Annotated in this window: 16 protein-coding genes and 3 tRNA genes; 11 read left to right on the top strand and 8 right to left on the bottom strand. The window is 71.5% G+C overall.

Translation table 11 applies throughout. The annotated features are described in order from the left end of the window. The first annotated feature begins 46 nt into the window (after positions 1-46). The 4 genes from purD to ACWCQS_RS14815 all read left to right on the top strand — a co-directional run bounded on the left by purD (position 47) and on the right by ACWCQS_RS14815 (position 6248). Positions 47-1315 (top strand): phosphoribosylamine--glycine ligase, encoded by a 1269-nt coding sequence (gene purD / locus ACWCQS_RS14830; RefSeq protein WP_451004804.1) that lies wholly within the window; start codon positions 47-49, stop codon positions 1313-1315. Positions 1316-1578: 263 nt separating this feature from the next. After that, positions 1579-3549 (top strand): hypothetical protein, encoded by a 1971-nt coding sequence (locus ACWCQS_RS14825; RefSeq protein ID WP_451004803.1) that lies wholly within the window; start codon positions 1579-1581, stop codon positions 3547-3549. A 224-nt stretch (positions 3550-3773) separates the two neighbouring features. Further along, the gene (locus tag ACWCQS_RS14820; protein ID WP_451004802.1) at positions 3774-5255 is read left to right on the top strand and encodes a N,N-dimethylformamidase beta subunit family domain-containing protein; all 1482 of its coding nucleotides are present in this window, start codon (positions 3774-3776) and stop codon (positions 5253-5255) included. Positions 5256-5348: 93 nt separating this feature from the next. Further along, entirely contained in the window at positions 5349-6248 is a 900-nt protein-coding gene (locus ACWCQS_RS14815; protein WP_388622446.1) for a phosphoribosylaminoimidazolesuccinocarboxamide synthase, read from the top strand. Between the two features lie 45 nt (positions 6249-6293). On the opposite strand, the gene ACWCQS_RS14810 is transcribed toward ACWCQS_RS14815, so the two are convergent. The 8 genes from ACWCQS_RS14810 to ACWCQS_RS14775 form a co-directional block, all read right to left on the bottom strand. Beyond that, a tRNA-Gly gene (locus ACWCQS_RS14810) sits at positions 6294-6366 on the bottom strand. A 23-nt stretch (positions 6367-6389) separates the two neighbouring features. Then, positions 6390-7004 carry a response regulator gene (locus ACWCQS_RS14805; RefSeq protein WP_451004801.1) on the bottom strand — a complete coding sequence of 205 codons (615 nt, stop codon included), beginning with the start codon at positions 7002-7004 and terminating at the stop codon, positions 6390-6392. Continuing rightward, positions 7001-8245, bottom strand: a complete 1245-nt coding sequence (locus ACWCQS_RS14800) for a sensor histidine kinase (RefSeq protein WP_451004800.1) — start codon at positions 8243-8245, stop codon at positions 7001-7003. The genes ACWCQS_RS14805 and ACWCQS_RS14800 overlap by 4 nt, the downstream gene beginning before the upstream one ends. A gap of 18 nt (positions 8246-8263) precedes the next feature. Beyond that, complete coding sequence (locus ACWCQS_RS14795) at positions 8264-9007, bottom strand: ABC transporter permease (RefSeq protein WP_451005072.1); 744 nt, start codon at positions 9005-9007, stop codon at positions 8264-8266. Positions 9008-9162: 155 nt separating this feature from the next. Continuing rightward, entirely contained in the window at positions 9163-10101 is a 939-nt protein-coding gene (locus tag ACWCQS_RS14790) for an ABC transporter ATP-binding protein (protein ID WP_451004799.1), read from the bottom strand. A gap of 127 nt (positions 10102-10228) precedes the next feature. Continuing rightward, positions 10229-10301 (bottom strand) — tRNA-Gly (locus tag ACWCQS_RS14785). An 82-nt stretch (positions 10302-10383) separates the two neighbouring features. Next, positions 10384-10455 (bottom strand) — tRNA-Gly (locus ACWCQS_RS14780). Between the two features lie 204 nt (positions 10456-10659). Further along, positions 10660-10977 (bottom strand): histone-like nucleoid-structuring protein Lsr2, encoded by a 318-nt coding sequence (locus tag ACWCQS_RS14775; RefSeq protein ID WP_031164632.1) that lies wholly within the window; start codon positions 10975-10977, stop codon positions 10660-10662. A 310-nt stretch (positions 10978-11287) separates the two neighbouring features. Here ACWCQS_RS14775 and purS point away from each other — a divergent pair, with 310 nt between their 5' ends. The 7 genes from purS to purM all read left to right on the top strand — a co-directional run bounded on the left by purS (position 11288) and on the right by purM (position 18737). After that, positions 11288-11560, top strand: coding sequence for a phosphoribosylformylglycinamidine synthase subunit PurS (gene purS, locus ACWCQS_RS14770; protein WP_351600702.1), 273 nt, complete (start codon positions 11288-11290; stop codon positions 11558-11560). Further along, positions 11557-12237 (top strand): phosphoribosylformylglycinamidine synthase subunit PurQ, encoded by a 681-nt coding sequence (purQ, locus tag ACWCQS_RS14765; RefSeq protein WP_451004798.1) that lies wholly within the window; start codon positions 11557-11559, stop codon positions 12235-12237. Before purS ends, purQ begins: the two co-directional genes overlap by 4 nt. Further along, positions 12234-14510 carry a phosphoribosylformylglycinamidine synthase subunit PurL gene (gene purL / locus ACWCQS_RS14760; RefSeq protein ID WP_451004797.1) on the top strand — a complete coding sequence of 759 codons (2277 nt, stop codon included), beginning with the start codon at positions 12234-12236 and terminating at the stop codon, positions 14508-14510. The genes purQ and purL overlap by 4 nt, the downstream gene beginning before the upstream one ends. Before the next feature lie 105 nt (positions 14511-14615). After that, entirely contained in the window at positions 14616-15413 is a 798-nt protein-coding gene (locus ACWCQS_RS14755) for a sterol carrier family protein (RefSeq protein ID WP_451004796.1), read from the top strand. A 35-nt stretch (positions 15414-15448) separates the two neighbouring features. Beyond that, a complete protein-coding gene (locus ACWCQS_RS14750) occupies positions 15449-15907 on the top strand; it encodes an META domain-containing protein (RefSeq protein ID WP_451004795.1) in 459 nt (152 codons plus the stop codon). Between the two features lie 200 nt (positions 15908-16107). Next, the gene (gene purF / locus ACWCQS_RS14745; protein WP_450984715.1) at positions 16108-17637 is read left to right on the top strand and encodes an amidophosphoribosyltransferase; all 1530 of its coding nucleotides are present in this window, start codon (positions 16108-16110) and stop codon (positions 17635-17637) included. A gap of 32 nt (positions 17638-17669) precedes the next feature. Then, complete coding sequence (gene purM, locus ACWCQS_RS14740) at positions 17670-18737, top strand: phosphoribosylformylglycinamidine cyclo-ligase (protein ID WP_451004794.1); 1068 nt, start codon at positions 17670-17672, stop codon at positions 18735-18737. The last annotated feature ends 123 nt before the right edge of the window (positions 18738-18860 follow it).

The following is an 18860-nucleotide window of genomic DNA, read 5'->3' as shown; positions in this document are numbered from 1 at the left end:
AAACCCGCGCCCCGACCTTCGGCAACCTTGCCATTAGGCTGACCCCGTGAAGGTCCTCGTCATCGGTAACGGCGCCCGCGAACACGCCCTGTGCCGCTCCCTGTCCCTCGACCCCGACGTCACCGCGCTGCACTGCGCCCCAGGCAACGCCGGCATCGCCGAGGTCGCCGAGCTGCACCCGGTCGACGCGCTCGACGGCAAGGCGGTCGCCGAGCTGGCGGCCGGCCTCGGTGCCGACCTGGTCGTCGTCGGCCCGGAGGCCCCGCTGGTCGCCGGCGTGGCCGACGCCGTCCGCGCGGCGGGCATCCCGGTGTTCGGCCCGTCCAAGGAGGCCGCGCAGCTGGAGGGCTCCAAGGCCTTCGCCAAGGACGTCATGGCGGCGGCCGGCGTGCCGACCGCCCGCTCCTACGTGTGCACGACGGCCGACGAGGTCGCCGAGGCCCTCGACGCCTTCGGCGCCCCCTACGTCGTCAAGGACGACGGCCTCGCCGCCGGCAAGGGCGTGGTCGTCACCGACGACCTGGCGGCCGCCAAGGCCCACGCCGCCGCCTGTGAGCGCGTGGTCATCGAGGAGTTCCTCGACGGCCCCGAGGTGTCCCTCTTCGCGATCACCGACGGGGAGTCGGTCGTACCGCTCCAGCCCGCCCAGGACTTCAAGCGCGCCCTGGACGGCGACGAGGGCCCGAACACCGGCGGCATGGGCGCGTACTCGCCGCTGCCGTGGGCCGAGCCGAAGCTGGTCGACGAGGTGCTGGAGACGGTTCTGCAGCCCACCGTGGACGAGCTGCACCGCCGCGGCACCCCCTTCTCCGGGCTGCTGTACGCGGGCCTGGCGATCACCAGCCGGGGTGTCCGGGTGATCGAGTTCAACGCCCGCTTCGGCGACCCCGAGACCCAGGTCGTGCTGGCCCGGCTGAAGACCCCGCCGGCCGGCCTCCTGATGGCCGCCGCCACCGGCAACCTCGCCGATCTGCCGCCCCTGCGCTGGAGCGAGGACGCGGCCGTCACGGTCGTCGTCGCCTCGCACAACTACCCCGCCACCCCCCGCACCGGCGACCCGATCACCGGTCTGGACGAGGTGGCCGCCGAGGACGCCCCGCACGCGTACGTGCTGCACGCCGGGACCAGGCGGGACGGCGACACCGTCGTCAGCGCGGGCGGCCGGGTGCTGTCCGTCACCGCCACCGGCAAGGACCTGACCGAGGCGCGCGAGCGGGCGTACCGGGCGGTGGGCCGGATCCGTCTGGAAGGCTCCCAGCACCGCACGGACATCGCCGCGAAGGCGGCCCAGGCCGCACCGGCGGCAACCGCCTGACCTGCCCCCTCCTGATGAAGGCCCCGGACCCACAATCCGGGGCCTGATCTTTGCTGTCTGTCACTCACCTCTGACCAAAGCCATTCCATCGAGTGAGCAATCGTCCATACGGCTGACGGGGGCCGGGGCCCCAACTAGGGTGCCGCGCATGCGTTCCGGCACTTGGCCCACCGGCATTGCGATGTCGGTGGCGGGTGCCACAGTGGGGGAGTGAGCACCACCAGGCAAGCACGGCATCGGCGGCGAGGGGGTGAGGGCGGGACGTGACCGGAATCGGTGCGGAGATGGGCGCGCAGGCCGCGCGCTCCCGGGCCCTCGCCGTACTGCGGGTCCGGGGCCGGGCGCTGGCCGTGGCCGTGCTGCCCGCGGCCGCCGCGGTGATCCTGCTGACCGGCGGCTCCACCGGCCACTTCGTCGGCGGGGGCTGGGACGTGACCCGCTGGGTCGTGGGCCTGCTCGCCGTGCTGGTGCTGCTGGCCGCCACCGGTATCGCCCTGGTCGTGGCCCGGGCCCGCCCCGCCGTCAGCCCGACGGTGCCGATCCCGGAGGGGTCCGCCCCGGATCTGTACCGGATGGTGCGCGACCTCGCCGACCGGCTGGACGTGCCGGCCCCTTCGGCCATAGCGCTCACCCCGGACTGCGACAGCTGGCTGGAGGACCGCACGCACTCGGCCCACGGCCCGCCGCAGCGCTCCACGCCCGACGAGGACGAGCTGGCGGGCCCGGGCCGCCGCCGCGCGCCGGTCGCCCCGGTGCTCGTCATCGGCTCCCCGTTCCTGTGGTGGATGCGGGTCGGCGAGCTGCGCGCGGTCCTCGCCCCGGTCATCGCCGGTACGGGCCCTTCGGCGCACCCGGACATAGCCGCAGCCCGGCGCTTCGTGCGTGGCCTGGACGCGGCGGTCGCTGTCGCCTCGACACCGGGCCGCTGCCCGGCGACGCGCGGTGTGTGCGCGGCCCTCGGCTGGGTGGCCCGGCTGCTGTTGCGCGGCTGCCGGGAGCACGCGACGCAGATGGAGCGCGGGGTCGCCGCGGCGGCGGCCGAGCGGGCCCAGGCCGTCGACTACGGCCTGCGGATCGTCGCCCAGGAGCAGGTGGGCCTCGCCTACGCCGGCTGGGACCGGCTGCTGACCAGGGTCGCGGTGCCCGCCTGGCGCATGGGCCGCTGGCCCTCGCGGCTGGACGCGGGCGTGGTGGCGGCGCTCACCGAGCTGTCCCGGCGCGACCGCCTGGCGGAGGGCTTCACCTCCCGGCTCGGCGAGCGGCCCGCGTGCGACCTCCTGGAGGAGCCGGGTGCCGTGGACGAGGCCGCGTCCCTCCTCGCCGCCCGCCTCTTCCACGGCGGCCCTGCGGAGCCCGGCCCGGACTGGGCGCCGGTGGACTGGCAGGCGTATCCGGAGGAGGTCGTGGACCGCACCTGGCGCGCCGACGCGGCCCGCCTGCACCGCGTCCTGGACTCCCTGGGCGTCCGCCCCTCCCTCGACCCCGCGACCCCCGACCCCGGCGGCCCCACCCTGGCCCGAGTCCTGGACCACCTCACCGAACCCCCCTCGGCAGCGGCGATACCGAAATCCCCCGACGCCGAGCACGGCCCCACAGCCCCGCAGGCCACCCACGGCGAGTACGGCCCCGCAGCCCCACCGGCTCCGCAAGCCGCCGGCGGCGAGGACGCCCGACAGGGGCCACCCGCACCCGACGACGAAAGCCGCACGGGTGGTGCGAGTGGGAACCAGAATCCCGCCGAGGGTGAAGACGAGGCGGACGTGTCCCATGCCGCCGAGGCGCCGCAGGCGATCCGCGAAGCTGAGGCGGGACCGCCGCCCGAAGACCCCGGCACGGAACGCAGCGCCACCCTCGCCGCAGGCCTGAGCGCCGCGCTGGCCCGCGAGGAGGCCGGCGCCCCGAGGTCCGGGGCGACCGCCACCGGCCGGACCCCCGAGAGCGCCCTGTGGGACGACGGCGGCCTGCCGCTCTTCCCGCTGCAGCCCCCACGCACCGCCCGCGACCTGCTCACCGACCACGTCACGGCGATGGTGTGCTGCGCGGCCGTCGACACCGCGGGCGCGGTCCCCGCTCTGGACTGGCTGGACGGCCCCTCCCTCGTGCTGGGCGGCGAGCGCGCCACCGACCTCGTCCCCAAGGTGCTCAGCCTCGTCGAGGAGGGAGACCCGGGCCCGCTGCGCGACTGGCTGGCCGCGTCCGGGATACGGCCGGAGAAGCCCGTACGGCTCGTCTAGGGGACCCGGCAGCGTCGTAAAACGGGAGTTCTGTCTTCCACTTCAGGTCAATTCGCAACGACTAGTGACCGAGCCCGTGCGTTATGTGATGTGCTGGGAGCGACCACGCACCTGGCAAGGGCGTGCGACATACGACAGCACGGCCGAGGACTGCGCGTACCACCGAGCACGGCGAGCACCACCGAGACAGGACCACACGGGGGGCATGAGGGAGGGGAGCGACGATGGCCTCGGACCACATCCGCCGCTGGGAGTCGGGAGCGCTCGCGCACGCCGTCACGGACCCCTTCGGCCAGGGCCCGGTGCCCTGGCTGCGCGGGAGTGAGACCTACTTCGACGACACGGGCCATGTCGTGCCCTGGTACGTCGAACCGGGCCCGCAGCCGCTGAAAGGGGTCGGTCGCGCCCCGCGTGTGCCCGGACCGCGCTCGGCCGACGACGTGCACCGCCAGATCAAGGGGTTCACCGCGACCGGCGCGGTCACGCCCGGCGCGGCGATCGACTTCCACATCACGGTCGACCCGCCCCAGGAGTTCAGCGTCGACATCTACCGGATCGGCCACTACGGCGGCGACGGCGCCGCGAAGATCACCACCAGTCCGCGGCTGTCCGGGATCGTCCAGCCCCCGCCGCTGACCGCCGACCGCACGGTCTCCTGTCACCACTGGTGGCTGTCCTGGCGCCTCCAGGTGCCCTCCCACTGGCCCATCGGCGCCTATGTGGCCGTCCTCACCACCACCGACGGCTACCGCTCCCACGTGCCGTTCACGGTCCGCGACGACCACCCCGCCGACCTGCTCCTGCTGCTGCCGGACATCACCTGGCAGGCGTACAACCTGTATCCGGAGGACGGCCGCACCGGCGCCAGCCTGTACCACGCCTGGGACGACAGGGGCCGGCTGCTCGGCGAGGCCGACGCCGCGACCACGGTCTCCTTCGACCGGCCGTATGCGGGCGCGGGCCTGCCCCTGCACGTCGGGCACGCCTACGACTTCATCCGCTGGGCCGAGCGCTACGGCTACGACCTCGCCTACGCCGACGCCCGCGATCTGCACGCCGGCCGCGTCGACCCCGGCCGCTACCGGGGCCTGGTCTTCCCCGGGCACGACGAGTACTGGTCGGTGCCGATGCGCCGGGCCGTGGAGGACGCCCGCGACCACGGCACCTCACTGGTCTTCCTCTCGGCCAACACCATGTACTGGCAGGTGGAGCTGAGCCCCTCCCCGTCCGGCGTCCCGGACCGCCTGCTGACCTGCCGTAAACGCAAGGGACCCGGCAAACCGGTCCTCTGGCGCGAGATCGACCGGCCCGAGCAGCAGCTGGTCGGCATCCAGTACGCGGGCCGGGTGCCCGAGCCGCATCCGCTGGTCGTCCGCAACGCCGACCACTGGCTGTGGGAGGCGACCGGCGCGCGCGAGGGCGACGAGATCGAGGGTCTGGTCGCCGGCGAGGCCGACCGGTACTTCCCGCGCACCCCGCTGCCCACGCACGAGGAGCGCATCCTGCTCGCCCACTCCCCGTACACCGACAACGACGGCGTCCTGCGCCACCAGGAGACCTCCCTGTACCGCGCCCCCTCCGGCGCCTGGGTCTTCGCCGCCGGCACCTTCGCCTGGTCCCCGGCCCTGGACCGCCCCGGCCATGTGGACCCCCGTATCCAGCGCGCCACGGCGAACCTCCTCGACCGCATCTGCAAACGCGACTGACCGCCGGCGGACCGCGCAGGACCCCCCTGGCCGAAACCGATCCCCCCGATAAGGGAGAATCGAGGCACTTGGACAGAACCACGGGGAGGAACCGTGTCCGGATTCGTAGAAAAGCCCGAGCCGATCCAGGTTCCGGGCCTGGTGCACCTGCACACCGGAAAGGTGCGCGAGCTGTACCAGAACGAGGCGGGCGACCTCGTGATGGTCGCCAGCGACCGTATGTCCGCGTACGACTGGGTGCTGCCCACGGAGATCCCCGACAAGGGCCGTGTCCTCACCCAGCTCTCCCTGTGGTGGTTCGACCAGCTGCGGGACCTGGCCCCCAACCACGTGATCAGCACCGAGGTGCCCGAGGGCGCCCCCGCCGACTGGGCGGGCCGCACGCTGGTCTGCAAACAGCTGAAGATGGTCCCGGTGGAGTGCGTGGCCCGCGGCTATCTCACCGGCTCCGGCCTGGTCGAGTACGAGGAGTCCCGTACGGTCTGCGGGCTCGCCCTCCCCGAAGGCCTCGTGGACGGCTCGGAGCTCCCCGCCCCGATCTTCACCCCGGCCACCAAGGCCGAGGTCGGCGAGCACGACGAGAACGTCTCCTACGAGGAGGTCGCCCGCCAGGTCGGCGCCGACACCGCAGCCCAGCTGCGCCAGGCCACACTCGCCGTGTACTCGCGGGCCCGGGACATCGCCCGCGACCGGGGGATCATCCTGGCGGACACCAAGTTCGAGTTCGGCTTCGACGGCGACGCCCTGGTCCTCGCGGACGAGGTCCTCACCCCGGACTCCTCCCGCTTCTGGCCGGCCGACCGGTGGCAGCCGGGCCGCGCCCAGCCGTCGTACGACAAGCAGTTCGTCCGGGACTGGCTGACCTCCGCCGCCTCCGGCTGGGACCGCAAGAGCGAGCAGCCCCCGCCGCCGCTGCCCGAGGAGGTCGTGCAGGCGACCCGGCAGAAGTACGTGGAGGCGTACGAGCGCCTCACCGGCCTGAGCTGGAGCTAGCAGCACGAAAAGACCCCGGTCCAGTGGACCGGGGTCTTCTTCCAGAGCGGACGACGAGGCTCGAACTCGCGACCTCAACCTTGGCAAGGTTGCGCTCTACCAACTGAGCTACGTCCGCGTTGCGCCGGGGCGCGAGAGCAACTATACCCAACCTCGCTCCCGTGCGAGACGCACCGCCGCATGTCGGTTCTCGGCGCCGAGCTTCGTGACGGCCGAGGAGAGGTAGTTCCGCACGGTCCCCGGCGACAGCGCGGCCCGCTCGGCGATCTCCGCGACCGGCGCCCCATCGGCCGCCAGTTCCAGTACCTCGGCCTCCCGCGCGGTCAGCGGGGAGTCCCCGGCGGAGATCGCGTCGGCGGCCAACTCCGGGTCGATGTAACGGTTTCCCGCGTGCACGGTCCGGATGATCTCGGCGAGCCGCTGCGCGCTGACGGTCTTCGGGACGAATCCGCGCACACCGGCCGCGAGCGCCCGCTTCAGATGGCCGGGGCGGCCGTGTCCGGTGACGATCAGGACCTGGCAGCCGGGCAGTTCGGCGCGCAGGGATGTGGCGACCTTCACACCGTCGGCGTCCGGCATCTGGAGATCCAGCACGGCCACATCGGGTGCGTGGGCCCGCGCCATCGCCAGCGCCTCGGGCCCGCTGGCCGCCTCCGCGACGACCAGCAGATCGTCCTCCAGCGACAGCAGCGCGGCCAGCGCGCCCCGGATCAGGTGTTCGTCATCGGCGAGCAACAGCCGTACCGGAGTGCTCATGACGTAACTTCACTCACTTTCTGCATCAAAGGCACCTCGGCCACCAGCCGGAACCGGTCTCCGTCGACCGCCCCGGCCTCCAGAGTCCCGCCGACGACCGCCAGCCGCTCCCGAAGTCCGGCGAGCCCGGAACCCCCACCCCCATGGGGGGTTTCCGTCACCCCGTCGTTCTCTACCGTCAGCACCACACGCCCCTCAGGCACCCGCAGTTCCACCTCACACCGGTCCGCATCCCCGTGCCGCAGCACATTGGTGGTGGCCTCGCGCACCACCCAGCCAAGCGCGGACTGCACCTCGGCGGGCAGCCCCGTGGCCTCCGCGCGGACCTCGCACGCGATGCCCGCGGCCGTCAACACGCCCTGCGCACCCGCCAGTTCGGCCCCGAGATCGGCTTCCCGGTACCCGCGTACGACGGCCCGCACCTCCCGCTGGGACTCCTGCGCGATGCGCTGCACCTCGATCATCTGCTCCACCGCCTCCGGCCGGCCCCGCCGGGCCAGCTGGACGGCCAGCTCGCTCTTGAGGGAGATCACGGACAGATTCCGTCCCAGCACGTCATGCAGGTCCCGTCCGAACCGCAGCCGCTCCTCGGCGACGGCGAGCCGGGTCTCCACCTCGCGGGCCCGCTCCGCCTCCCACAGCACGGCCAGGGTCCAGGCACCGCAGCGGCCGGCGAGCAACGCGAAGACCGCCTGGAAGACGGCCATGGCACCGGTCGCCACCAGCCCGGCGCCGTCGCGGTCGGCGAGCCCTACGGCAGCCGTGAGCAGGACCGCGAACACCGCCGACCGACGCAGGAACACCCGGACCGGGACCGTGAGTCCGTACAGCAGCGCGAAGGGCAGTACGACACCACCGATCGTGAACCGGACCGTCATCGGGGTCGCCGCGTCCAGCCCGGCGAGCGCCACGATCAGCGCCAGCGCCAGGCCCAGCAGGACCGCCGGTGCGCGGTGGGTGCCGGCCGGCAGCTCGGCGCGCCCGAGGTAGTGGTCGAGCACGGTCCTGGTGAGCCGGTTCGTGAGCGCGCACTGCAGGACCGCCACGAGGGCGAGGAGGGCGCCGAGGACGATCGCCACGGGCCGGTGGGCGAGACCGCCGGGCAGCGGCAGCAGCACCCAGCAGCCCATGATGAACCAGACCGTGCCGTGCCAGGTGAGGACACTGAACAGCTCGACCCGCTCGGCCTTGCCGCGCTCCCCCCAGTGCCGCTGCTGCCACCGCCGTATGCGTCCCGTCATCCGCGCGTCCCCCGCCCCTCAGCGCCGCGGCTCCCAGCGGAACCGCCGCTGTACAGCAAACACCGCCAGGAAGATCCAGGCCAACGCGGTCGCCAGGGCGCCGAGCGCCTCCCCGGTGCTCAACTGGCCCGTCCAGCCGCCGCGCACGAGCCGGATCGCCGGGGACAGCGGGAGCAGGTCGCAGACGGTGGCCAGCTTGTCCGGCATGACCTCCGTGGGGATCGTGATCCCGGAGCCGGCCATCGACAGGAACATCAGCGGCATCGCGGTCACCTGGCCGCTCTCCACGGTCCGGGTGAAGGACGCGGTGAGCGCGGCGAGCGCGGCACTGACCAGATAACCGGCCACCAGCCCGGGCAGGATCAGATACGGCGCCCTGGGCGCGCCGGTGTGCAGCAGGGCCGCGCATCCGGCGCACAGCACCAGCGCCTGGGCCAGGCCGATGACGAGCGCGGGCAGGGCGGTGCCGGTGAGGATCTCCGTGTCGGAGAGCTCGCCGGTGCGCAGCCGTTTGAGGACGAGTTCCTCGCGGCGGGCGACGTAGGTGTTGACCAGGGAGGTGTAGACGGCGAAGAGGAAGGAGAAGCCGATCGCGGCCGTCAGCAGGGTGGTGCCGATGGTCAGCCCCTGCTTCTTCAGATCCAGCTGGTCCATGGCCGGCCGCACGCTGACCGGCAGCAGGAGCGGTACGGCCAGCGCGGTGAAGACGACCCCCCGGTTGCGGCCGAGAAGGGTGAGTTCGGCCCGCGCCAGCGCCCACATGCGCCGGCCCGCCGACGTCCACCCGCCGCGTTCCGCCCCGCGCACGCCGTTCACGCCACGGCTCTCGGCCTCCGCCGCGGTCCCGCCCTGGCCCACGGCGGCTCGCGCTCCCACCTCGCGCATTCCTCGCCCCCTCGCGCCCGTTCCGATCCCGCTCATGCCACTGTCTCCCGCTCGCGTGCGATCCCGAGGAACGCCTCCTCCAGCGAGGCCGACCGCACGTCCAGTCCGCGCAGTTCGACCCCCGCCTGCTCGGCCCAGGCCAGCAGCCGGGTCGCGGTGCGCTGCAGCTCCCGCGTCCGCAGCCGTACGACCCTGCCGTCGGTGTCGTGCGCGCACACGCCGAGCTCGGCCAGCGGGGGCAGATCGCCGAGGAAGTAGCCGTCGGGCAGCTGGAAGGAGATCCGGGAAGGGCGGCCGGCGGTGACCTCGGCCGGGGTGCCGGAGGCGGCGATACGGCCCTCGTGCAGGATGGCGAGCCGGTCGGCGAGGCCCTCGGCCTCCTCCAGGTAGTGCGTGGTCAGCAGCACGGTCGTACCGGCGTCGCGCAGCGCGCGGACCAACTCCCAGGTGTCCCGGCGGCCTTCCGCGTCGAGCCCGGTCGTCGGCTCGTCGAGGAAGAGCACCTCGGCATCGCCGAGCAGGGCGAGCGCCAGGTCGAGCCGGCGCCGCTCGCCGCCGGAGAGCTGCTTGACCCGGACGCCGGCCCTGCTGCTCAGCCCCACCAGCTCCAGCGCCTCCGCCTCCGGCCGCGCCCCGCTCGTGCAGCCCGCCCACATCCGGGCCGTCTCGGCGACGGTGAGCTCGGCCGGGAAGCCTCCTTCCTGGAGCATCACACCGGTGCGCGGCCGTACGGCGGCCCGCTCGCGGTACGGATCGTGGCCGAGGACCCGGACCCGGCCCGCGGCGGGTGCGGCCAGCCCCTCCAGCAGTTCGACCGTCGAGGTCTTGCCGGCGCCGTTGGTCCCCAGCAGGGCGAAGATCTCCCCACGCGGGACGGAGAAGGAGACTCCGCGTACGGCCTCGAACCCGCCCCCGTAGACGCGCTTGAGGTCGGTCACCTCAATCACGTGTTCGTGTTCGTCGTAGTCCATGACGCCAGCGTCCCGGCGGCCGGAGCGGTGCGGCAGTGCGCGATGTCATCGCCCGGCATGACAAATGTCAGAGCGGATCACGGACAACGAAAAGACCCCGGTCCAGTGGACCGGGGTCTCATTCCCGAGCGGACGACGAGGCTCGAACTCGCGACCTCAACCTTGGCAAGGTTGCGCTCTACCAACTGAGCTACGTCCGCACTGCTCCCGACCGGCTCCCACCGATCGGTGCGAGCACCAGCCTACCTGATCCACAAGAGTGGTCGTGACAACCGGTGCCGGAGCGGGTGACAGGAATCGCACACTGCGCCTTCCCCCTGGAAGGGGGATGTTCTGCTACTGAACTACACCCGCACGCTCCTCGGGGTTCCGGCCTTCCGGCCTCGCCCCTCGGCGTGCTCCAGACATTAGCTGATCAACAGGGGGGTGACGCAAGTCGACTTCCCCTGGTGCCCGGTATGCCCAAGTGCGCGGCCCTCAGGGTCCGCTGACGAACCCTGAGGACTGCCCCTTCGCGGGCTCATGCGGCCGGCCGCTCGCGACGGCTCCCGGCATGCCTCACTGTGCGGCGCTGAACGCCTCGTAGACCTTCTTGGGGATGCGTCCGCGGGCGGGGACGTCCATCTTGTTGGCCTGGGCCCAGGCGCGGACGGCCGCCGGGTCGGGGGCGACCTCCGTCTGCTTGTACGCCTTGCCGGACCGCGACCGCTTGCGGCCGGCCTCGACGTAGGGCGCGAGCGCCTTGCGCAGTTTCTTGGCGTTGGTTTCGTTCAGGTCGATCTCGTACGACTTCCCGTCGAGTCCGAAGGCGATCGTTTCCGCCGCTTCCGAGCCGTCGATGTCGTCAAAGAGCGTGACCACGACCTTTTGCGCCACGAATATCGGTCCCTTCGTGCGGCACGTCGATACAGCTCAGCGGCGACGACGTGCCGAGTATCGGCTATTGCCAATTCATTTGTACAGTGCTCAGCAATGCAAAGTGAAGCCCGACTAAATCCGTCCGCGTGTCCGAAGACAATAGGTGAACGGGGCGGACTGGGGAACTTTCCCAGAACTTTTCACGGGAGTACGGCTTCGACACCCGATCGTGATGCGCCTCACGTAGTTTCCTACAACTCTACCCGCGTAGAAATTTTGTGCGGGTAGTCTGAAGGGACCTGCTCAGCACCACACACCGGGAGTGCCAGTGGCACGCGTCGTAGTCGACGTCATGCTCAAGCCGGAGATCCTCGACCCCCAGGGCCAGGCGGTCCAGCGTGCGCTGCCGCGCCTGGGATTCGAAGGGATCTCGGACGTACGTCAGGGAAAGCGTTTCGAACTGGAAGTTGACGGGCCGGTCGACGAGGCCGCGCTCGCCCGCATCCACGATCTTGCGGAATCCTTCCTCGCCAACACGGTGATCGAGGACTTCACCGTCAAGGTGGAAGAGGCCACGGAAGTCGCGGAGGCGGCCAAGTGACCGCTCGTATTGGCGTCGTCACTTTCCCGGGCAGCCTCGACGATCACGATGCCCAGCGCGCGATCCGCCTCGCGGGCGCCGAACCGGTCGCCCTGTGGCACAAGGACAAGGACCTCAAGCAGGTCGACGCCGTGGTCCTGCCCGGCGGTTTCTCCTATGGCGACTATCTGCGCGCCGGTGCCATCTCCCGGTTCTCGCCGGTGATGGAGACGGTCATCGAGCAGGCGAAGGCCGGACTTCCGGTCCTCGGCATCTGCAACGGCTTCCAGGTCCTCACCGAGGCCCACCTCCTCCCGGGCGCGATGCTCGGCAACGACCACCTCCACTTCATCTGCCGCGACCAGAAGCTGCGGGTGGAGAACGCGGAGACCTCCTGGACCAGCGACTACCGCGCCGGCCAGGAGATCCACATCCCGCTGAAGAACATGGACGGCCGGTACGTCGCCGACGAGTACACGCTGGACAAGCTGGAGGCGGAGGGCCGCGTCGTCTTCCGTTACCTCGACTTCAACCCGAACGGCTCGCTGCGGGACATCGCCGGCATCACCAACGAGGCCGGGAACGTCGTAGGCCTCATGCCGCACCCCGAGCACGCCGTCGAGCCGCTGGTCGGTACGGGCCGTACCGACGGGCTCCCGTTCTTCACCTCGATCCTCAAGAAGCTGGTGGGCGCATGAGCCGGACGCCTCTGGACACGGTCGAGCACGCGGCCGCGACCCCCGACGTCGAGCTGCCCTGGGCCGAACTCGGCCTGAAGAAGGACGAGTACGAGCGTGTGGTCGAGATCCTCGGCCGCCGCCCGACCGGCGCCGAACTCGCCATGTACTCGGTCATGTGGTCCGAGCACTGCTCGTACAAGTCCTCCAAGGTCCACCTCCGCCAGTTCGGCGAGAAGGCGCCCCAGTCGGACGCCCTGCTCGTCGGCATCGGCGAGAACGCGGGCGTGGTGGACGTCGGCCAGGGTTACGCCGTGACCTTCAAGGTCGAGTCGCACAACCACCCCTCCTACGTCGAGCCCTACCAGGGCGCGGCCACGGGCGTCGGCGGCATCGTCCGCGACATCATCGCCATGGGCGCCCGCCCGGTCGCCGTGGTCGACCCCCTGCGCTTCGGCGCGGCGGACCACCCGGACACCAAGCGGGTGCTCCCGGGCGTGGTCGCGGGCATCGGCGGCTACGGCAACTGCCTGGGCCTGCCCAACATCGGCGGCGAGGTCGTCTTCGACGCCTGCTACCAGGGCAACCCGCTGGTCAACGCCGGTGCCATCGGTGTGATGCGGCACGAGGACATCCACCTCGCCAAGGCCTCCGGCGCGGGCAACAAGGTCATCCTGTACGGCGCCCGGACCGGCGGCGACGGCATCGGCGGCGCGTCGATCCTGGCCTCCGAGACCTTCGACGACGCCAAGCCGTCGAAGCGTCCGGCCGTCCAGGTCGGCGACCCCTTCCAGGAGAAGCTGCTCATCGAGTGCACCCTGGAGGCCTTCAAGGAGAAGCTGGTCGTCGGCATCCAGGACCTCGGGGCCGCCGGTCTCTCCTGCGCCACCTCCGAGCTGGCCTCGAACGGCTCCGGCGGCATGAGCGTCACCCTGGACGACGTCCCGCTGCGCGACTCCACGCTCTCGCCCGAGGAGATCCTCATGAGCGAGTCGCAGGAACGCATGTGCGCGGTCGTGGAGCCGGAGAAGGTCGACCGCTTCCTGGAGATCTGCGCGAAGTGGGACGTCATCGCCACCGTCATCGGTGAGGTGACCGACGGCGACCGGCTGGAGATCTTCTGGCACGGCGAGAAGATCGTGGACGTCGACCCGCGCACGGTCGCCCACGAGGGCCCGACGTACGAGCGTCCGTACGCCCGCCCGGACTGGCAGGACGCCCTGCAGGCCGACGACGCGAACAAGCTGCCGCGGCCGGAGACGAGCGAGGAGCTGAAGGACCAGGTCCTGAAGCTGGTCGCCTCCCCCAACCAGGCCTCCAAGAGGTGGATCACCCAGCAGTACGACCACCTCGTGCAGGGCAACACCGTCCTCGCGCAGCCGGAGGACTCCGGCATGATCCGCGTGGACGAGGAGACCGGCCTCGGTGTCGCCATCGCCACGGACGGCAACGGCCGTTACGCCAAGCTCGACCCGTACACGGGTGCGCAGCTGGCCCTGGCCGAGGCCTACCGCAATGTGGCCACCACCGGTGCCAAGCCCCTCGCGGTCTCCGACTGCCTGAACTTCGGCTCGCCCGAGGACCCAGCGGTGATGTGGCAGTTCGCGGAGGCCGTGCGCGGTCTGGCGGACGCCTGTCAGCAGCTGGGCACCCCGGTGACCGGCGGCAATGTCTCGCTCTACAACCAGACGGGTGAGGCGGCCATCCACCCGACCCCGGTGGTCGCGGTCCTGGGCGTGATCGACGATGTCGCGCGCCGCACGCCGGTCGCCTTCCAGGAGGAGGGCCAGCTGCTCTACCTCCTCGGCGACACCCGCGAGGAGTTCGGCGGCTCGGCCTGGTCCCAGGTGGTCCACGACCACCTCGGCGGCCTGCCCCCGAAGGTCGACCTGGAGCGCGAGCGCCTGCTGGCCGAGATCCTGATCTCCGCCTCCCGCGACGGCATGATCGACTCCGCGCACGACCTGTCCGACGGCGGCCTGGTGCAGGCGGTCGTGGAGTCCGCGCTGCTCGGCGGCAAGGGCGCTCGGTTGGTCGTGCCGGACGGCCTGGACGCCTTCACCTTCCTGTTCTCCGAGTCGGCCGGCCGCGCGATCGTCGCGGTGCCGCGCTCGGAGGAGGTCCGCTTCAACGACATGTGCGGTGCGCGGGGCCTGCCGGCCACCCGGATCGGTGTCGTGGACGGTACTGCGTCTGATCCGCATGCAGTGGTAGAGGTCCAGGGCGAGTTCGCGCTCACCCTGGAGGAGCTGCGGAAGGCTCACGAGGAGACCATTCCGACACTGCTGGCGTAATCGCCGTACGGCCATGTGAGGACCCCGTCCGGAGAGCCCGGACGGGGTCTTCCTCATGCGGCCACACGGCGAGGGGGAACGCCGTGTAGGCATAGGCTCACCGCCATGCCACCGGCCAAGAAGCGTGCCCGCAGCTATGACCCCGCCAGGACCCGTGCCGCGGTCCTGGCCCAGTTCGGAAGCGTCAGGGAGGCCGTGCGCGGCCTCACCCGGGAGCAGCTCGCGCTGCCCACCCGGCTCGGCGAGTGGACCGTACGCGACCTGGCCGTGCACATCGGCATGGCGCTCACCGCCGTCCACCGCTCGCTCGCCCTGCCCGAGCCGGCCAAGGCGGACGCCGTCCTGCTCGACTGGCCCTTCGCCACCTCGGCCAACGCCGCCGCCATCGACGAGTTCACCCGGAACCTGTCCGGGGAACACCCCGACCTCGGCGCCTACCTCACGGATGTCGACCGGTCGACGCGCGCCCTGCTCGCCGAGCACCCCGGCACCCGGATCCTGCAGACGAGCGCCGGTGCCATGCCCCTGGACGACTACCTGGTCACCCGCGCCGCCGAACTCGTCGTCCACACCGACGACCTCAACGCCGCCGTCCCGGGACTGGAGATCCCGTACGACCGCCAGGCCCTGGCCGCCGCCACCCGGCTGCTCGCCGACGCCCTCGCCGCGAAGGCGCCCGGCGGCTCCACGGAGGTGCGGGTGCCGCCGTACGCCGTGGTGCAGTGCGTCGAGGGGCCCCGGCACACCCGCGGCACCCCGCCCAACGTCGTGGAGACCGACCCGCTGACCTGGATCCGGCTCGCCACCGGCCGTCTGAGCTGGCAGGACGCCCTGGAGGAAGCCAAGGTGAGCGCCAGTGGGGAGCGGGCGGACATCGGGGGGCTGCTGCCGCTGATGGCGTAGCGGAACCCATCCGGCCGGTCTACCGTCGAATCGCTATGAACCGGTACAAGCAGCGCATGATCCTCGCGCCGGCGGCCGCCGTGCTCGCCGTCCTCACAGTGGCGTGCGGCAATGGGAGGGCGGACAGTGGTGCGGTGACCGTCCAGCAGCCCGTGACCGGCGTCGACTGGCGGGTCGACAGCCTGACCGTCGGCGGTACGACCCGGCACGCGCCCGCCTCGGCCCGCCTGCGCATCGAGGCGGACGGCAAGGCGGCGGGCAACCTCGGCTGCAACCAGTTCAGTGCGCGGGTCACCGTGCACGGCGACCACCTCACCTTCGGCGACCTGCGCACGACCCGGATGGCCTGCGCCCCGGACCGGATGGACTTCGAGCGCGCGCTCGCCCGCGCGCTCACCACCGGCACGCTCGTCGCCGAGACGCAACACGCGAAACTGACGCTCACGGACGGCGACGGCGACCGCATCCACCTCAGCCGCAACGCGCCCGGATGATGTGCGACACCTCACTCGCTCCCCGGCGAACCGGCCCGCGACCGAAGCCCGCACTGCCGCCACCGACGCTCAGATCCGCGAGCGCGCCTCGTTGACCTGCGCAAACGCGGAAACCGCCAAGGTGATCGGGAAGCGCTTGTCTGTCAAGGGCACGTATCCCCAATTCGGACCAGTGGTCGACCTCGCCTACACTCGGTGGCGTGCCACGTGGTGACGGTCGACTCAATCACGATCTGCTTCCCGGCGAGAAGGGCCCCCAGGACGCTTGCGGCGTCTTCGGTGTCTGGGCTCCGGGTGAAGAGGTCGCAAAGCTCACGTACTTCGGGCTCTACGCCCTCCAGCACCGGGGTCAGGAATCCGCGGGAATCGCGGTCAGCAACGGCTCCCAGATCCTCGTCTTCAAGGACATGGGCCTGGTCTCCCAGGTCTTCGACGAGACCTCGCTCGGTTCGCTCCAGGGTCATATCGCGGTCGGACACGCCCGCTACTCGACCACCGGCGCCTCCGTGTGGGAGAACGCCCAGCCGACGTTCCGGGCCACGGCGCACGGTTCGATCGCGCTCGGCCACAACGGCAACCTGGTCAACACGGCGCAGCTCGCCGAGATGGTCGCCGACCTGCCGAACGACAACAACAGCCGCTCCAGCCGGGTCGCGGCCACCAACGACACCGACCTGCTGACGGCGCTGCTCGCCGCCCAGGTCGACGAGGACGGCAAGCCGCTGACCATCGAGGAGGCCGCCCACCAGGTCCTCCCGAAGGTGCGGGGTGCCTTCTCCCTCGTCTTCATGGACGAGCAGACCCTCTACGCCGCCCGTGACCCGCAGGGCATCCGCCCGCTGGTCCTCGGCCGCCTGGAGCGCGGCTGGGTGGTCGCCTCCGAGTCCGCCGCCCTGGACATCTGCGGTGCCAGCTTCGTCCGCGAGATCGAGCCGGGCGAGTTCGTCGCCATCGACGAGAACGGCCTGCGCAGCTCCCGATTCGCAGAAGCGAAGCCCAAGGGCTGTGTCTTCGAGTATGTGTACCTGGCCCGCCCGGACACCGACATCGCCGGCCGGAACGTGTACCTGTCCCGCGTGGAGATGGGCCGCCGGCTGGCCAAGGAAGCGCCCGTCGAGGCCGACCTGGTCATAGCGACCCCGGAGTCCGGCACCCCGGCCGCCATCGGCTACGCGGAGGCCTCCGGCATCCCCTTCGGCGCGGGCCTGGTGAAGAACGCGTACGTCGGCCGTACCTTCATCCAGCCCTCGCAGACCATCCGCCAGCTCGGTATCCGCCTGAAGCTGAACCCGCTGAAGGAAGTCATCAAGGGCAAGCGCCTGGTCGTCGTCGACGACTCGATCGTGCGCGGCAACACCCAGCGGGCCCTGGTCCGCATGCTCCGCGAGGCCGGCGCCGCAGAGGTCCACATCCGGATCTCCTCGCCGCCCGTGAAGTGGCCCTGTTTCTTCGGCATCGACTTCGCCACGCGCGCGGAGCTGATCGCCAACGGCATGACCATCGAAGAGATCGGCACCTCGCTCGGCGCCGACTCGCTCGCCTACATCTCCATCGACGGCATGATCGAGGCGACCACCATCGCCAAGCCGAACCTGTGCCGCGCCTGCTTCGACGGCGAGTACCCGATGGAGCTGCCGGACCCCGAGCTGCTCGGCAAGCAGCTCCTGGAGACCGAGCTGGCGGCCGGTCCCGCCGCCACGGCCGCGGCCGACGCGATCCGTCGCCCGTAACACCGCAGTACGACACGAAAGCTCTCACAGTCATGTCTGAGACAACTGGTGCCAGCTACGCAGCGGCGGGCGTCGACATCGAGGCGGGCGACCGCGCGGTCGAGCTGATGAAGGAGTGGGTGAAGAAGACCCAGCGCCCCGAGGTCCTCGGCGGCCTCGGCGGCTTCGCCGGCCTCTTCGACGCCTCCGCCCTCAAGCGCTACGAGCGCCCGCTGCTCGCCTCCGCCACGGACGGCGTCGGCACGAAGGTGGACGTCGCGCGCCGCATGGGCGTCTACGACACCATCGGCCACGACCTGGTCGCCATGGTCATGGACGACATCGTGGTGTGCGGCGCCGAGCCGCTGTTCATGACGGACTACATCTGCGTCGGCAAGGTCCACCCCGAGCGCGTCGCGGCGATCGTGAAGGGCATCGCGGAGGGCTGTGTGCTCGCCGGATGCGCCCTGGTGGGCGGCGAGACGGCCGAACACCCGGGGCTGCTGGGTGCGGACGACTTCGACGTCGCCGGGGCCGGTACGGGCGTCGTGGAGGCCGACCGGCTGCTCGGCGCGGATCGCATCCGTAAGGGCGACGCAGTGATCGCCATGGCGTCCTCCGGGCTTCACTCGAACGGGTACTCCCTGGTCCGCCACGTCCTGCTGAACACGGCCGGCCTGGCCCTGGAGGCGGAAGTGGCGGAGCTCGGCCGCACCCTCGGCGAGGAGCTGCTGGAGCCCACCAAGATCTACTCGCTGGACTGCCTGGCGCTGACCCGCACCACGGACGTGCACGCGTTCTCGCACATCACCGGCGGCGGACTCGCGGCCAACCTGGCCCGGGTGATCCCCGACGCGCTGCACGCGCGCGTGGACCGCTCCACCTGGACCCCGGGCGCGATCTTCGACCTGGTCGGCAAGACCGGGAACGTCGAGCGCCTGGAGCTGGAGAAGACCCTCAACATGGGTGTCGGCATGATGGCGATCGTCCCCGCGGAGTCCACCGAGGTGGCGCTCGCGACCCTGGCCGACCGCGGCGTCGACGCCTGGGTGGCCGGCGAGATCACCGACCGCGGCGACAAGGAGACGGGCGCGGAGCTGGTGGGGGACTACGCCGCCTGATCCGGGCGCCGGCGATCCGGGGACGCCGGCGGTCCTCTGGCCGCCGGTGATCCCGCGGACGGCGGCGATCCCGCGGACGGCGGCGATCCCGCGGACCGTGGTGATCCCGCGGACCGTGGTGAT

This window comes from Streptomyces sp. NPDC002076 (assembly GCF_053593835.1).
The sequence above is the reverse complement of the archived record's forward strand: the minus strand, read 5'-3'. Positions and strand labels throughout refer to the sequence as shown.

Bases quoted from the DNA above. Each gene is read 5' to 3' on its own strand.
- ACWCQS_RS14820 (WP_451004802.1), top strand. From the start codon at position 3,774: ATGGCCTCGGACCACATCCGCCGCTGGGAGTCGGGAGCGCTCGCGCAC.
- ACWCQS_RS14805 (WP_451004801.1), bottom strand. From the start codon at position 7,004: ATGAGCACTCCGGTACGGCTGTTGCTCGCCGATGACGAACACCTGATC.
- ACWCQS_RS14800 (WP_451004800.1), bottom strand. From the start codon at position 8,245: ATGACGGGACGCATACGGCGGTGGCAGCAGCGGCACTGGGGGGAGCGC.
- ACWCQS_RS14795 (WP_451005072.1), bottom strand. From the start codon at position 9,007: ATGTGGGCGCTGGCGCGGGCCGAACTCACCCTTCTCGGCCGCAACCGG.
- ACWCQS_RS14790 (WP_451004799.1), bottom strand. From the start codon at position 10,101: ATGGACTACGACGAACACGAACACGTGATTGAGGTGACCGACCTCAAG.
- purL (WP_451004797.1), top strand. From the start codon at position 12,234: ATGAGCCGGACGCCTCTGGACACGGTCGAGCACGCGGCCGCGACCCCC.
- ACWCQS_RS14755 (WP_451004796.1), top strand. From the start codon at position 14,616: ATGCCACCGGCCAAGAAGCGTGCCCGCAGCTATGACCCCGCCAGGACC.
- ACWCQS_RS14750 (WP_451004795.1), top strand. From the start codon at position 15,449: ATGAACCGGTACAAGCAGCGCATGATCCTCGCGCCGGCGGCCGCCGTG.
- purM (WP_451004794.1), top strand. From the start codon at position 17,670: ATGTCTGAGACAACTGGTGCCAGCTACGCAGCGGCGGGCGTCGACATC.